The sequence below is a fragment of the Paracoccus sp. T5 genome (genome assembly GCF_048538155.2).
Classification (GTDB): domain Bacteria; phylum Pseudomonadota; class Alphaproteobacteria; order Rhodobacterales; family Rhodobacteraceae; genus Paracoccus.
Genome location: NZ_CM135809.1, coordinates 2,602,042 through 2,614,772, shown reverse-complemented (window position 1 = coordinate 2,614,772; position 12,731 = coordinate 2,602,042). Strand labels below are relative to the sequence as shown.

The 12,731-nt window shown below is 61.7% G+C and carries 14 protein-coding genes; 8 read left to right on the top strand and 6 right to left on the bottom strand.

Annotated features, from left to right (window positions below):
• Nucleotides 1-52 precede the first annotated feature (52 nt).
• Both ACNR9W_RS12815 and ACNR9W_RS12810 read right to left on the bottom strand, forming a co-directional pair.
• Nucleotides 53-229, bottom strand: a complete 177-nt coding sequence (locus ACNR9W_RS12815; protein ID WP_419269062.1) for a hypothetical protein — start codon at nucleotides 227-229, stop codon at nucleotides 53-55.
• A gap of 273 nt (nucleotides 230-502) precedes the next feature.
• Entirely contained in the window at nucleotides 503-736 is a 234-nt protein-coding gene (locus ACNR9W_RS12810) for a hypothetical protein (RefSeq protein WP_419269061.1), read from the bottom strand.
• Nucleotides 737-928: 192 nt separating this feature from the next.
• On the opposite strand from ACNR9W_RS12810, the gene ACNR9W_RS12805 reads away from it, so the two are divergent.
• From ACNR9W_RS12805 to ACNR9W_RS12775, 7 genes are all read left to right on the top strand, one after another.
• The gene (locus ACNR9W_RS12805; RefSeq protein WP_419269060.1) at nucleotides 929-1,111 is read left to right on the top strand and encodes a hypothetical protein; all 183 of its coding nucleotides are present in this window, start codon (nucleotides 929-931) and stop codon (nucleotides 1,109-1,111) included.
• A gap of 382 nt (nucleotides 1,112-1,493) precedes the next feature.
• Nucleotides 1,494-2,300, top strand: coding sequence for a hypothetical protein (locus ACNR9W_RS12800; RefSeq protein ID WP_419269059.1), 807 nt, complete (start codon nucleotides 1,494-1,496; stop codon nucleotides 2,298-2,300).
• Nucleotides 2,297-4,438, top strand: coding sequence for a Mu transposase C-terminal domain-containing protein (locus ACNR9W_RS12795; RefSeq protein ID WP_419269058.1), 2,142 nt, complete (start codon nucleotides 2,297-2,299; stop codon nucleotides 4,436-4,438). The genes ACNR9W_RS12800 and ACNR9W_RS12795 overlap by 4 nt, the downstream gene beginning before the upstream one ends.
• Before the next feature lie 32 nt (nucleotides 4,439-4,470).
• Nucleotides 4,471-4,791: a hypothetical protein gene (locus ACNR9W_RS12790; protein WP_419269057.1), complete on the top strand. Its 321-nt coding sequence runs from the start codon at nucleotides 4,471-4,473 to the stop codon at nucleotides 4,789-4,791.
• Nucleotides 4,792-4,855: 64 nt separating this feature from the next.
• Nucleotides 4,856-5,401: a TniB family NTP-binding protein gene (locus ACNR9W_RS12785; protein ID WP_419269056.1), complete on the top strand. Its 546-nt coding sequence runs from the start codon at nucleotides 4,856-4,858 to the stop codon at nucleotides 5,399-5,401.
• Nucleotides 5,402-5,403: 2 nt separating this feature from the next.
• Nucleotides 5,404-6,984, top strand: a complete 1,581-nt coding sequence (locus ACNR9W_RS12780) for a TniQ family protein (RefSeq protein WP_419269055.1) — start codon at nucleotides 5,404-5,406, stop codon at nucleotides 6,982-6,984.
• Nucleotides 6,985-7,389: 405 nt separating this feature from the next.
• Nucleotides 7,390-7,611, top strand: a complete 222-nt coding sequence (locus ACNR9W_RS12775; RefSeq protein WP_419269054.1) for a hypothetical protein — start codon at nucleotides 7,390-7,392, stop codon at nucleotides 7,609-7,611.
• 564 nt (nucleotides 7,612-8,175) lie between these two features.
• On the opposite strand, the gene ACNR9W_RS12770 is transcribed toward ACNR9W_RS12775, so the two are convergent.
• From ACNR9W_RS12770 to ACNR9W_RS12755, 4 genes are all read right to left on the bottom strand, one after another.
• Nucleotides 8,176-8,418 carry a hypothetical protein gene (locus tag ACNR9W_RS12770; RefSeq protein WP_419269053.1) on the bottom strand — a complete coding sequence of 81 codons (243 nt, stop codon included), beginning with the start codon at nucleotides 8,416-8,418 and terminating at the stop codon, nucleotides 8,176-8,178.
• Nucleotides 8,419-8,766: 348 nt separating this feature from the next.
• The gene (locus ACNR9W_RS12765) at nucleotides 8,767-9,255 is read right to left on the bottom strand and encodes a metallophosphoesterase family protein (protein WP_419269052.1); all 489 of its coding nucleotides are present in this window, start codon (nucleotides 9,253-9,255) and stop codon (nucleotides 8,767-8,769) included.
• A gap of 521 nt (nucleotides 9,256-9,776) precedes the next feature.
• The gene (locus ACNR9W_RS12760) at nucleotides 9,777-10,220 is read right to left on the bottom strand and encodes a pyridoxamine 5'-phosphate oxidase family protein (RefSeq protein WP_419269051.1); all 444 of its coding nucleotides are present in this window, start codon (nucleotides 10,218-10,220) and stop codon (nucleotides 9,777-9,779) included.
• 109 nt (nucleotides 10,221-10,329) lie between these two features.
• Nucleotides 10,330-11,340, bottom strand: a complete 1,011-nt coding sequence (locus ACNR9W_RS12755; RefSeq protein WP_419269050.1) for an exonuclease domain-containing protein — start codon at nucleotides 11,338-11,340, stop codon at nucleotides 10,330-10,332.
• A gap of 348 nt (nucleotides 11,341-11,688) precedes the next feature.
• Between ACNR9W_RS12755 and ACNR9W_RS12750 the strand changes: the two genes are divergently transcribed.
• The gene (locus tag ACNR9W_RS12750) at nucleotides 11,689-12,543 is read left to right on the top strand and encodes a DMT family transporter (RefSeq protein ID WP_419269112.1); all 855 of its coding nucleotides are present in this window, start codon (nucleotides 11,689-11,691) and stop codon (nucleotides 12,541-12,543) included.
• Nucleotides 12,544-12,731: the final 188 nt, after the last annotated feature.

The window sequence follows — 12,731 nt, the reverse complement described above, 5'->3', positions numbered from 1 at the left end:
TGCTTGCCGCCCATCACGCGCCTTTAGCGTTTCCCAAGCTGGACTGGGGCACCTAGACGCAGATCGGTGCCAATGTCACCCTCGCTCTCTCCCCTCCCAAGGCCGCGAAGGCGCGCTGCCGGCAGGTTAGGACGAGGACCTGCTGGTCCTGGGCCACGCAGTGGACTGCGGTGAACATCGCCTCGATGCGGTCGTCGTCGCTGTGGGCCAGGGCGTCGTCGAGGATCACGGGGACAGTGGTGCCGGTCCGAGAACAGGCGCGCAGAGGCGAGACGCGTCAGGATCGCCACCTGGTCGCGTGTGCCGCCCGACAGGATGTCGAGGGTCTCTGCCTGGGCGTCGCGGGTCAGGGCGGCGGGAAGCAGGGTGTCGTCGTCGATCTCGAGCGTGGCGCCGAGATGGATGACCGACAGCAACGGCTGCAACTCGTGGCTCGGATGGGCAGAGCAGCTAGCGCGCGGCCGCATGATGGTCCGATGGATCCTAGTGCTGCTCCAGGACATCACAGAACCCGTGGGGCGCCTGAAGATCGAGTATCCTTGAGCTTAGGAGAAGAAGGATCATCAACGTGCCAGTCATCGACATCGTGCTTTGCAGCATCGCCTTCACGTATGCTGTCGGCGTTGCGGTCGCCGTATGGCGGACTTTTGCCGAACCCCGTCAATGTCGAACCTGACATGAAGCTCGTTGCCAAGTTCATCGCATCAACTCCAAGAGAAGAACTGCGCAGGATCATAGAGGCGAAGGACTGAGCGCGTCATCTTCGTCTTGACTGGCAGGATGGCTCCGCGAGGCACTACTAGGCCTTCCGTTCGTATGACGTCCGGCCTATTGGATGATCTGCTGCCCGTGCAGCCTGAGGGCCTCGCCGAAATTCTGCAAAATTTCCGCCTTGTCACCATCTCGCGGATATTCCTATACTGTTCTCATGATCCTGATCTCGCCCGCCAATCTGATCTCTGCTCCGCTTCAGGCGGATGGTGAGGTCCGTGGTGCGTGCGCTCTGGTCCGCCGAATCAACGCGATGCCGATGACTGATCAGCCGATCCTTGCCGCCGGCATTGTAGCGCGAAACAGCGCACATCCTTCGGCTTTCACCCAAATAATATAACGTCGGGCAGCCGCTTTCGCATCTTCCTCTCGGGAGATGTGGAGGTCGCGGCTGCACAGTCATTTGTGGTTTGGCCATGGGAATCAACCATCGATGGCATGTCGCCCGAAGGAAAGCTCCAGAAGAATGGTAGCTGCATCCGTTTTTCGCGTAACTGGCTGATATTAATTGGAGAATTCTAAATCAGACCGAAATGTGGTATCCGATTTGAAATTACAGCAGTGAGGGAAGACTAATCATGAAGACCTGAAAACAAGGACGCCCGACCTGCGCCAACAGATCGAGCGTCGCTAGAGGCAGACCGAAATCCGCCGTGTCAATGGCTTTTGCTTAGCATTTCCAAATCGGAAATGCAAGCGATCGGCTTGTCCTCTCGAAATCCATGACCATGCGCGCAGCTGCAAGACGACCCGCTTTTGCGGGCTGCTCCTGCCTGTCCTGCGTCGATGGCCCCGCCATTCTCCTCGCCCAGTTCCGGGCGAGGGCGGACACCCCATGTCGAGAGACGGAAATGCTAGAAGACAAAGATGGCTTCGCCATCCTCCACGAGCCGAGTGTCGGTGACCGCCGCCCCGCAACCGCTTCGAAGGGCCATTGCACCGGCCATATCATGGTCGGCCCCTGGCCAGGACGGGTGCTCAACATCGAGAGTCACCTGGAGCAAAGCTGGGCATACTGCCTCAATACGCACCCCATGACGAGGACGCTGTGCGAGCAGGTCTCGTTCAGATGGCAAGCAACGTCCGGAAAATGGCTGGCCCACTACTTCGACTTTTGCGTCGAGCAGCTCGATGGCTTGCACATCGCCTATTCCGTCAAGCCGGAGGCGCGGGTCACGGCAAAATTCGAGGCCGAGATCGCCGCCATCGCACGGCAGGCAATCGACACTGGATTTGCGGACGACGTCCGTCTGCTGATGGACACCAACCTGGATCAGGTCGAACTGTCAAACGCCAAGTTGACCTACAGCATGCGCAAACCAGACCCCGAGGCGGATAACGCAGCTGCCGAGGCTATCTTCCAGATGACCGGCGTCGTCACGCTCGCCGAGCTGACATCCCGGATTGGGCAAGGGGCGCGCGGCTATCGCGCCCTGATCCGGAATATCGGCCAAGGCTGCCTCCGGCTCACACGCCATGAGCTTATCACCCACAGCACCGAAGTTTTCCGCACGGGAGTAGCAGCATGAACCTCCAGTTCGACACGAGCGGCCACCGCTATAAGTTCCGTTCCTTTGACTGCGTCTGGATCGAGGGGGTCGACTGGCGCCCGGTCAGCAGCAACGAAATCGGATACGTCATGAGGCGCTGTGACGAAACCGGGATCTGCAACCAGTTCTCTCATGTAGAGCTCAGCCGTCTCGGGTCGACCGGGCGGATCAAGCTCGAGCGCGATCACTTCACCGAAAAGGCGGCCAAGCGCCGTTTGGTGGATGCAGAGCAGTTGATCTCGCTGCTAAGTCCACGGCAGCAAGATAGGCTGTTCGCCCGCAAAATCTGGGTCGAGGCTTTTCAGGAGCAGGAACGCGAGAAGAAGGTCAAGCGAACCGACGAGTCGATCCGCGCGAACATGGGCGAGCTGACGTTGAAAGCCATGGAGCATGCTCAGTTCCTGCGTGGACTGAACGCGTCGCATGCGTCTGCCGGTTTCGAGTTCCGAAAACCTCCCAGTCCTCGCTCGATCCGTGCGTGGCTGAAGTGCTTCGAGGCCGATGGACTCGCGGGTCTCGTGGGTCGTGCGCACCTACGGGGAAATCGAAGCTACAGGCTTTGCCTGACGGGCCGGGCTTGGATGATGGAGCTGGTGCGTGAATATATGCATCCTGATAAACCGACCATGCTCTCAATCCTCCAGCTCATTCGCCTGCGCTTCGAAGAGCGGAATGCGGGACGTGAGGCCGAGGGCTTGCCTCTGATCTGCTCCCCAAGCGCTGAAGCAGTCCGCCGTGCTATCAACGGCCTGGACCCTTATGAGGTCATGTGTCGCAGGGAAGGCACCGCTGCCGCACGCAAGAAGTTCGCACCGGTCGGAAAAGGGCTGCAGGTGACGCGCCCGCTGCAGCGCGTCGAGATCGATGAATGGGATGTCGATATTCTCGCGCTGCTGGCCGATGCTGGGTTGCCGGAGCATCTGAGCGATGAGGAGCGGCATGCCTTCAAATTTGCCGGGAAAAAAACGGTGCGTTGGAAGCTGACGGTCGCAATCTGCGCAACGACAAGATGCATCTTGGCCATGATTATAACGCCCTCGGCCAAATCTAGCGCTGCCATTCAGGCAATCAAGATGGTGCTGTCGGACAAGGGCTCACTCTCTACAGCCGTCAGGGCGCATGACGCGTGGCACATGCACGGTGTGCCTGATGAGATCGTCACGGATTGCGGGTCTGCTTTCCGATCGCAAGAGTTCCAGACTGTCTGCTTCGACCTTGGCATCTCGGCCTTGCGCACGGTTGCTGGTCTGCCCGAATTACGTGCTCGCATCGAGCGCTTCTTCCGGACGATCGGGATGAACCTGCTGCCCGAATTGCCAGGACGCACCTTCTCCAGCATCATCGAGACGGGCGATGCCAATCCTGCCGATCGCGCTTGTCTGACAGAGAATGACCTGGCATTCGTGCTGGTTCGGTGGGTGGTCGATGTCTATCACAACACCCCGCATTCCGGTCTCGATGACGAAACGCCGTTGCAGTGTTGGGAGCGCCTGACGAAGGAGTTCAGCGTTACCCCGCCCCCGGATACCGGCACATGTCGCCAGATTTTCGGGACGAAGCTCGCCCGCAAGCTGGACAAGACCGGGATCCTCGTTCTGGGCATGCGTTATCACTCGGAGAGCCTTGCTGCTCACCACAGGCACCGAGGCGATCAAGACGTCGAGGTGCGTTGGCTGCCGAGCGACATCGGCACGATCGAGGTTCGCATCGGCAAGGACTGGATCAGTGTTCCTGCCGTCATGGATCAGGCGCACGGCTTGAGCGCACAGCTCTGGATGTCTGCAGTCCGCCAGGTTCGCGCTGCCGATCCCGACCGGAAGCGCCACGACGAGAAGGTCGTCCTGGCTGCTCTGCGCGACATCAGGGAGCGTTCCGAGGATGCGCAGGCGGCCATGGGGCTGCTTGTCGAAGACTGGTCGGGAGAGCGCCTGCGGATGGAGGAGCAGAAGCTGACGATCGGCTTCGAGGCCGGGCCGGCGCCGCAGAATGCTGCGCATACAGGTGGGATCGGCCGTTCCGTCGTGCCAGATCATGAGGCCGCTGCCTCGAGCACATCACCGAGCGCTACCAAGTGCCGCCGCAGCAAGGGCAACGGCGACGACAGGTTCGCGAATTGAGCGGGGCCGGCTACGCCGAGAATGCGCGGATCATGGAAGAGTTGCGCGCTCTCCACGTAAAGGTGCCTCGTGATGAGGAGTTCCGAGCGCATTTGGACCGCCTGTTGCGCCGCGATGACGCCGGCAATCTGACGTCGGAAGCGATCAGGTTCTCGGCGACCGCCGAAACACGCGGGATCCTTGTGGTGGACGGACCCGGTGGCGGCAAGTCTACAACCGTGGCGCACGCGCTCGCCAAACACCCAGCCCTTCAAGCAGGCGCACACGGCCAACTTGCGTGGTTGGGGGTGAGTGTTCCTAGCCCGGCAACATTCAAGAGCATGGGGTTCGAAATTCTGCGTCGCAGCGGCTAACCCGAACCTGTCGGAACGGCGGGAGGCCTGGAGTGTCTGGGATCAGATCAGAACGCGACTGAAGATGCTGGGCATCTCCGTGCTTTGGATCGACGAAGCCCACGACCTCTTCTGCAAGGACAGCGCCATGATCCTGCGAGCCCTGAAATCGCTGATGCAGGGCGACGAGGCTGTCATCGTGATCCTGTCGGGCACCGAGCGCCTGCACGAGATCATCCGCAGCGATCCGCAGGTCCAGCGGCGATTTTCCACCATGCAGTTGCGACCCGTCTGCGCAGCGACCGGCGGGGAGGATTTCGACGAGCTGATCGATGCTTACTGTAGAAAGGCGGAGCTGGAGTTGGACCTCTCTGAGGACCTCGTTGCCAGGCTGTTCCACGCGTCGCGCTTCCGGTTCGGTCGCAGCATCGAAACTACGTTGAACGCCATCGAGGCGGCGCTGGAGAGCGGCGCTGACTGCCTGACGAACGACCACTTCGCTCGCGCTTGGGCGATGCTGGAAGGGTGTGAGCCAGGGCGCAACGTCTTTCTGACCAATGACTGGCGCACTATCGACCCTGATCGCGACGACGATGAGCTGTCAGTCAGGCGACGCGGGCGGAGGAGGTGATCATGGGCCAGCTCTTCCCGCACCTCGCCTTTCCGGGTGACAAAACGCCCGCATCCTGGGCTGCTCGTCTGTCCGTTTTGCATGGTTGCCCCACCCTCAGGTCATTTCTGTCAGACCAGGGCATCACACCTTCGGATCTGCTTCATGGCCGCCGGAGCGCCATCGACCGCCTGTGCCAGGTTGCAGGTCAGGATGCCATTCCAGTCGGGCGCAACACCGCTTCGTCGCAGGGGAACCTGAATTTCACGCTCCGCGACGAACTGATTCCTGCCTCGATGATGGTGCGCGAGGAAACGCGTTTCTGTCCCCTCTGCCTGCTTGAGGACGATCTCGCGTGGGGCAATCCAGGGGCTGGGCGACGCGATCGTCTGGCTTGGACCCTGCGGGTCGTAACAACTTGTCCAAAGCATCACCTGGCCCTGATCTATCGCGCCCGCGATCATCGCGACAACATGCAGCACAAGCTCATCGCTCATGTTCCGGAGCGGGACGATGCGCTTTCCGCGTTGGCCGATGGGACCCTGCGCCGGGACCCGTTTCCCTTGCAGTCCTATGTCCTTGATCGCCTTGACGGCCGAAATGGTCCTAACTGGCTCGACAGCCAGACATTGGAACAGGCGGTCAAGGTCACCCAGATGCTGGGGGTTGTATTGGCCTTCGGCACTACCATCAACCTCGGCTCCGTCGACCGCGACGGCTGGGACTTTGCCGGCCGGACGGGGTGGGAGTGGGCGGCAGCAGGTGAGGAGGGATTGCATGCCGCCTTCGATGTTTTGCAGGCCTCGGCCTTTGTGCGAGGGCAGGGTGGCCAGAACTACTTCACCGTGTTCGGTCACCTGTATCGCTGGCTTCTGGAGCCGGGCGATCGCCCCGATCACGGACCGATCAAGCAGCTGCTGCGTGAATACATCCTCCGCCACATGGACGTCTGTGTCGGGCGGAACCTGCTGGGTGAGCCTGTCGAAAGGCGTCGGATGTATTCGGTGCAGTCGCTCGCACTGGAGACAGGCCTGCACCGCCAGACCCTGCGCAAGGTCCTTGTCGAAAGACACCTGGTTGCACCGGACCATTCAGAGAAGCCCAACTCGATCCTGCTCGTTGACATCAAGAAAGGGCGAGACGCGGCGGCAGCACTTCAGCGATCGGTTCAGTTCGTGCAGCTGCCCGCGCTGCTGAAGGCTACCCGTCCGATTGCCAGCTGCCTTATCGATCTTGGCCTTCTTGCGCCGCTGTTCCGGAGCCAGGGAGAAAACAAGAGGGACAAATCCGGCTTCGATGCGCTTGAGGTCGAGCGTGTAATGAATCGGCTCCATGATCTGGCGCCCGAGATGCCGCAGATTCCGCCGGGGTGGATCACGCTGACGCAGTGCACAAAGCGGGCGCGCGTCTCGATGCGGGATCTCCTTCGGCTGGTCTTTGAACGCGAAACGCAGAAGATCGGGCGCGTGGCCGGGGAACAGGGTTCAGCGCATTACGAATCGATCTTGATGACGTTCGGCGCTTGGCATCCTAATCCAGCCTTAGCATCGCCGCATATCCTAGATGGCCGCATTTTGCGGCCACTTTCTTTGGAATTTCGATAGCAGCTTTATGCGTGTTTAATGGCAGTTTCGCCCGTCGCACGACGAATAGAGATACTGTATTTGCTGGATGTTGATGGCAGTTCTATGTTGGGATCTACAGTAGGGTGAAGAGGCCCCCATAAACTGCCATTTTGTGGGGTTTTCTGCCATTTCGACAACCATAACGTTGCCACTGGTTGGCGTTCCTTGTGACTAAGATAGCCTTTTTAGCGGCTTGTTAATGTTGATGCCGGGCAGGTCTCGCAGTGCCAGCTGTGTCGCTGCTGCGGGCCGCTGGCTTGACGGCGTGGCCGTCGGATCTCAACACTTCCTCCTGACCCGGGTCCTTCCTGAAACCAGCGTCTACGCCTCCGGGCCAGCCGCATCCGGCCGCGGATGAGCGGTCGGTTCATGCGAGGACTGACCATGCAAAAGCACCTGTTCATCAGGGCCAAGTCGCCCGCCCTAGACCTGTCGGCAGGGAATATCGCCGCGCGCTTGGTGCTGCACCTGCTTCGGCTCCACGCGGCCCGTGCCGTGGTCGATCTTTCCCGGCACGAGGACAGGAGCCTTTACGACGTTGGAGGCCAAAGATGGCCGGGTGCTTGCCCCATCGTGCTGCCGGAGGACCGCTTGAGGATTCCTTGACAGACGATCGTTTCAAGCGTCAGGTTGCCACTCCCTTCGTGAGGCCCTAGTTTCACAGATGAGGACGGGACGGCCTCACCATCATGGTCATTACGCGGGACCGCCCGGCGCAGGGAGATCAAGCATGGCTTGGATCTGTCTTATTGCTGCCGCTATCCTGGAGATGCATCAACCTGGTCGCGCTGGCAATGGGCCTGTTCGGCCTTGACGAGATCATCGCAATCTTCGCAAAGACGGGCGGAACGGCCCTTCCCTCTAGGCAGGTGCTGCCTGAGGCCGACGCCTGTGGATTTCATTTAACATCTGGATGACGGTGCACTGATGCAGTCCGGTTCGCTTGGTTGCACAGCGGTGACGCCTTCTACTCGATTGCCAGTACGGGCCACTTTCGGCCCGGTCTGCCGGGGCCGCGATGCATGAGCGGGCAAAGCTGATCTACGCTCAGAGCTCTGGCTGCCGGCCATCAAAGAACCGGTCCGCAACCGCCTCGAATTCGTGCGGAGGCGGGAAGCCTGTGGCCCTGCGATCGTTCTCGTGCATCCAGGGTCGGGCCTCAAGCTCCACTCACAAGGCCAGAGGCAAGGCAGTCTCAAATGTCTTGGTCTTATCGCTGCTGACGATCCTGCGTCTTCCCTCAAATAATTCAAGCCGGGCGGCCAAGGCAGAGACGCGGCCGCCTTCAATTTGGTTTAGCGACCATTTCTGGACATCCTTCAACGGCTCGATGAGCACCTGCGGGTGGGTCAGGTAGCGGAAAGCTGCAGGCATGGTGAGACCGAGAAAGAAATCGGCTGCTGCCCAAGACATTCGCCTCGGGCCTGCCGCTGGTCAATGTCCGAAAGGTCTCGCATTGTGGACATCGCGAGGGCGACATTGCTGCGCCGGGTACCTACGTTCGGCCCGGAAAATCCGCCGTGCAGCGCCCGACGTGGTGCGACTGCCGGTTCGGACCGCGCCGCTGGGATGGACGCGGGGGCTGACGGCATGGCCACTAGAAGGCATGATATGACGTGAAAAACCCACTTCGGTTATCGAGCCGTGGCTTGGTGCTGCGGAGCGGCATCGATCCGTCGCAAGCTCATGAGGATCTTGCCTCTGACAATAGCCAGTTGGGTAGAATTGCGCTTCGACTGCCCAAGTCCGCGCGGAAGCGGGTCAGATGGGCAAGGGGTGGATCATCGCGCGGGGGTGGCCGGCCTCCTTCCAGAGGAAGGCCAGCGTGATTGGCAGGCGGAAACGGCGTGGGCCGGCGGCGCCCGGGTTCAGCCACAGGGTGGCGCCGGTCTCCTCGATGCCAGGTTTGTGGGAGTGGCCCGAGATCACGACGTCCCACCCCTCGGTTTCCGGATCGGCCCGCAACGCCTTGCGGTCATGGATCATGTGAATCTGCAGGCCCCTGGTCGTAAGGCTCACCGTCTCGGGCAGGGCTTGGGCCCAGTGGCCCCGGTCGATGTTGCCGCGGATTGCCGTCACCGGGGCGATGCGCGCCAAGACCTCAAGATGGTCAGGATCGCCGATGTCGCCCGCGTGCAGGATGCGGTCGACCCCTTCCAGAGCCTCCAGTGCCTCGGGGCGGAGCAGACCGTGGGTGTCGGAGATGACGCCGATGCGCTTCCTGGGTAAGGGCGGGCGGAACGGTTGCATGGGGCAGCTCCTGATGGTCATCGAAGGTCGGTGCTTGCTCAGCCCGGAAAGGTGATGATTATGGTGCCGCAACCGGTTGCGACCACGTCACGTTTCAACGGCTGCACCCCCCCGACGCCAAAGTTTGCATTCTGTGTCGGAAAACTGGCCCGCGGAGACGCCGACACTCTGATGCTGACCAAATCGCCGCCGCAAGCCCACGCACAGGAGGCGCCACGGGCGGCCTTTTCATTGAGGCTGACGCAGGTCGTGCTTGGAAACCAAATGCGGCTTGGGGCGCCGACACGGCTTCCTGCAGCTCCAGATTTTCGAAGCCAATGCTGTTGAACTCGGGCGCCTTCGTGCCGGGATCCATGACCGCAGCCATCCAATGCGCAGCGTTCGCAGCGGCCCGGAAAACCTTTCTCCGCCCTGCCGGTTCATCCCTTGCGTGATGGTCATCTTGCCTCTCAGCCAAGCTGAAGCCTCATCTCCAAGCATTGAGGCAAACAGCAAAGCGATCATTGCCACGAAATGCCAGTTCAGGCGTTCGAAGGGTTGACCTCGCCCTCTTCCTCGCCGTCCCAGTAATGAACGCGAACGGCGTGAACCTTGATCAACGCCATGCCAGGCGTGTCGATCCCGTCGGGAAACCACCGGTCGATGTCGGCGGACCAGTGATCGGCAAAGGCCGCCTTGTCACGGATGATGCTGGCCTCGCCCTCGACGGCAACGAACAGCGGCGGCGCACCCAGGATGCCGGCTCGACCCTGAAAGGACAGCGCGACATGGCGGTCCCGCTCGATGTCGCTGACGGTGCGGGTGTCCTCATAGGTAAAGTAGTAGCTGTCGCCGTCCCACTCCACCTCGCTGTTGTTGCTCATCGGGCGCGTGGCCAACTGCCCGCCCTCGGTGCGGGTGGTCAGCATGGCAAAGTCGATCTTGCCCATTGCCTTCGCCAAGTCCTGGATTGTCCGGCCAGCCATGTTTCCTCCTGCGTGTTTCAGTGGCGCACGGTGCTGAACGCCGTCCGCACGGGTTTCGTTGCGCGCCCGCGCCCCGCATGCGTCACCCGCACCTGAACCATGCAGAGCCTCAGGCTGTGCCGCAGTCCGCGACAAGCCTCCGAAAATCGCTTTCGCCGATGATCCGGATGGGGTGACCGGCAGCCTGCATGTCTTCGGCCCTCCGGTGCTTGCTGCTTTGAGCGTGTCCGGCAGGATCGGTCAGATCCTGATCGCCGACAACCAGATGGGTGGTCTGCCTGGTCACGCCCGCCTTGACCGACATCCCGGCCCGGACCGCCAGTGCGGCCGCCTCGGTTCGCGACATGCCAAGCGCGCCTGTGAACACCAGCGTGGAACCGGCCAAGGGCCCCGTCGGGATTCCCTTCATGGTGATCGCGGGAAGGTCACTCTTCTTGGCGACAGGTTTGATCAGCTCCTCGAAGGAAAGGCCAAGACGGCTTTCGGCGTGCTGGACGACCATCGCGGCTGCACGGGCGTCCTCGCCGGCGTCATGGTGGTAGAATTGGAGGTTCAGCCTCCTCCTGAGGTTGGCCAGCCCGTGCCCGCCATTGCCCTTCAGCTCCGGCCATGCCCGCCTTGCGATCATGACGCTGTCGCTCCACCGCAGATCGGGAGCATCGATGCCGCATGACAGGCAGGCAGCATGGACCGCCCGTTTGTCGAAGTTGCTGTGCTGGACAAGGTTGTGCCGCGTCAGCAGGGGCAGAAGAACTCCAATGGCCTCCGCAAAGCAGGGTGCCTGTGCGACATGATCCGGACCGATGCCGTGAAGCCGGATGTTGAAGGGATTGAACCGGGTGCGAGGATTGATCAGCATCGAGAATGTCTGGATCTGGTCGTCCGGTTGCACGCAAGCCAGGCCGATCTGGCAGATGCTTGCGGCGTCGCTGCACGCCGTTTCCACATCCAGGGCGATGAAGCGAAAGCGCCCCTCAGGGACCTGTTCGGCATGGCCGAAGTCCGGTCGGGCAGCCGCATTCCCCCTTCGGGAGGGCAGGGGTTCGAAACCATCAGCCCCTTGCTGATCGCGCCGCTGCGGTTCATGACCGCGTCCGAAAATCCGATCAAGCAACGCCATTGAAATCCACCCCACGAAATTCGCTGCATCTTAACCGAAGTCCTGGCCGAGGTGAGACCTTTGTTTGTGTGGCCATGGCAATGGCGTTCCCTCAGCTTTTCGTCTCCAAGCTCTGCTGAACGGCACGCTCCGCAGGCCCCTGTGCGGCAGTCTGGTTTTCGACCGGCAGTCTCTTCTCAGCCCATTCCTTGAACCCACCCATGTGGCGCACCTTCGTCATCCCCGAAGATGTTTGCGCGAACCTGCCGGGTGCCATAAGCGCAGGGGAGAAACGCGTCCAGCGTGACAGGGAGCACCGCCTTGAAGACCGACCCTGCCCATCACCAGAACATTGTCGGCGCGGCCTGGATGATCGTGGCCATGGCGGCCTTTGCCGTGGAGGATGCGCTGGTGAAAGCCATGTCCGGTCTTCTTCCGGTCGGCCAGATCCTGACCCTCTTTGGCCTGGGCGGCGCGCTGATCTTCGCGGCCATCGCGTTCCGCCAGGGCGATGCCCTGATGACACGGGATGTGGTCTCGCCCGCGATGCGGATCCGCGTGTTTTTCGAGATCACCGGGCGGCTCTTCTATGTGCTGGCTCTGGCGCTGATCCCGCTTTCGACCGCGACGGTGATCCTGCAGGCGACCCCTTTGGTTGTGGTGGCCTCGGCGGCCGTGATCTTTGGCGAACGGGTCGGCTGGAGGCGGTGGACGGCCATTGTCCTCGGGCTGGTAGGGGTGCTGATCATCCTCCGCCCCGGCACCGAAGGCTTCTCGGCCCTGTCGCTTCTGGCAGTCGTCGGCATGCTGGGCTTTGCAGGTCGTGACCTCGCCAGCCGTGCCGCCCCCAAGAGCCTGAGCACCGCCATTCTCGGCCTCTACGGCTTTCTGGCCCTGGCAGTGGCGGGCCTGCTGTTTTCTCTCTGGCAGGGAGAGGCGTTTCGGCTTCCCGACGCGCATGCCACTGTTCTGCTGCTGGCGGTGATCGTCATCGGCATCGGCGCCTACTCCTGCCTGATGAAGGCGATGCGCTCCGGCGATGTATCGGCGGTCACGCCGTTCCGCTACACCCGGCTCCTGTTCGGCATCGCCCTGGGCATTGCCCTGTTCGGCGAGACGCTGACCATGGGCATGCTGGCCGGCTCGGGCCTGATCGTGCTGTCCGGCCTCTTCATCCTGTGGCGCGGGCAGAAGAGAGCGGCCGAGGTCGGGTCAGTGACTTAGGCCGTGGCCCGAAACCTGCGGGTCCAGCAAACGACGCTCGGCTCCCGCACCCGGCGCTCGTCACCTGGTTTTTGCATCACCTGTGGGCTCCGCGAGAAGATCGGCAGCGAAGGCGTCAAGCAGGAACCACCTGAGGCCGCGCGTGAAGAGTCGCCATGGCGACTGTCCGACTGCCGACATGCGCTAAG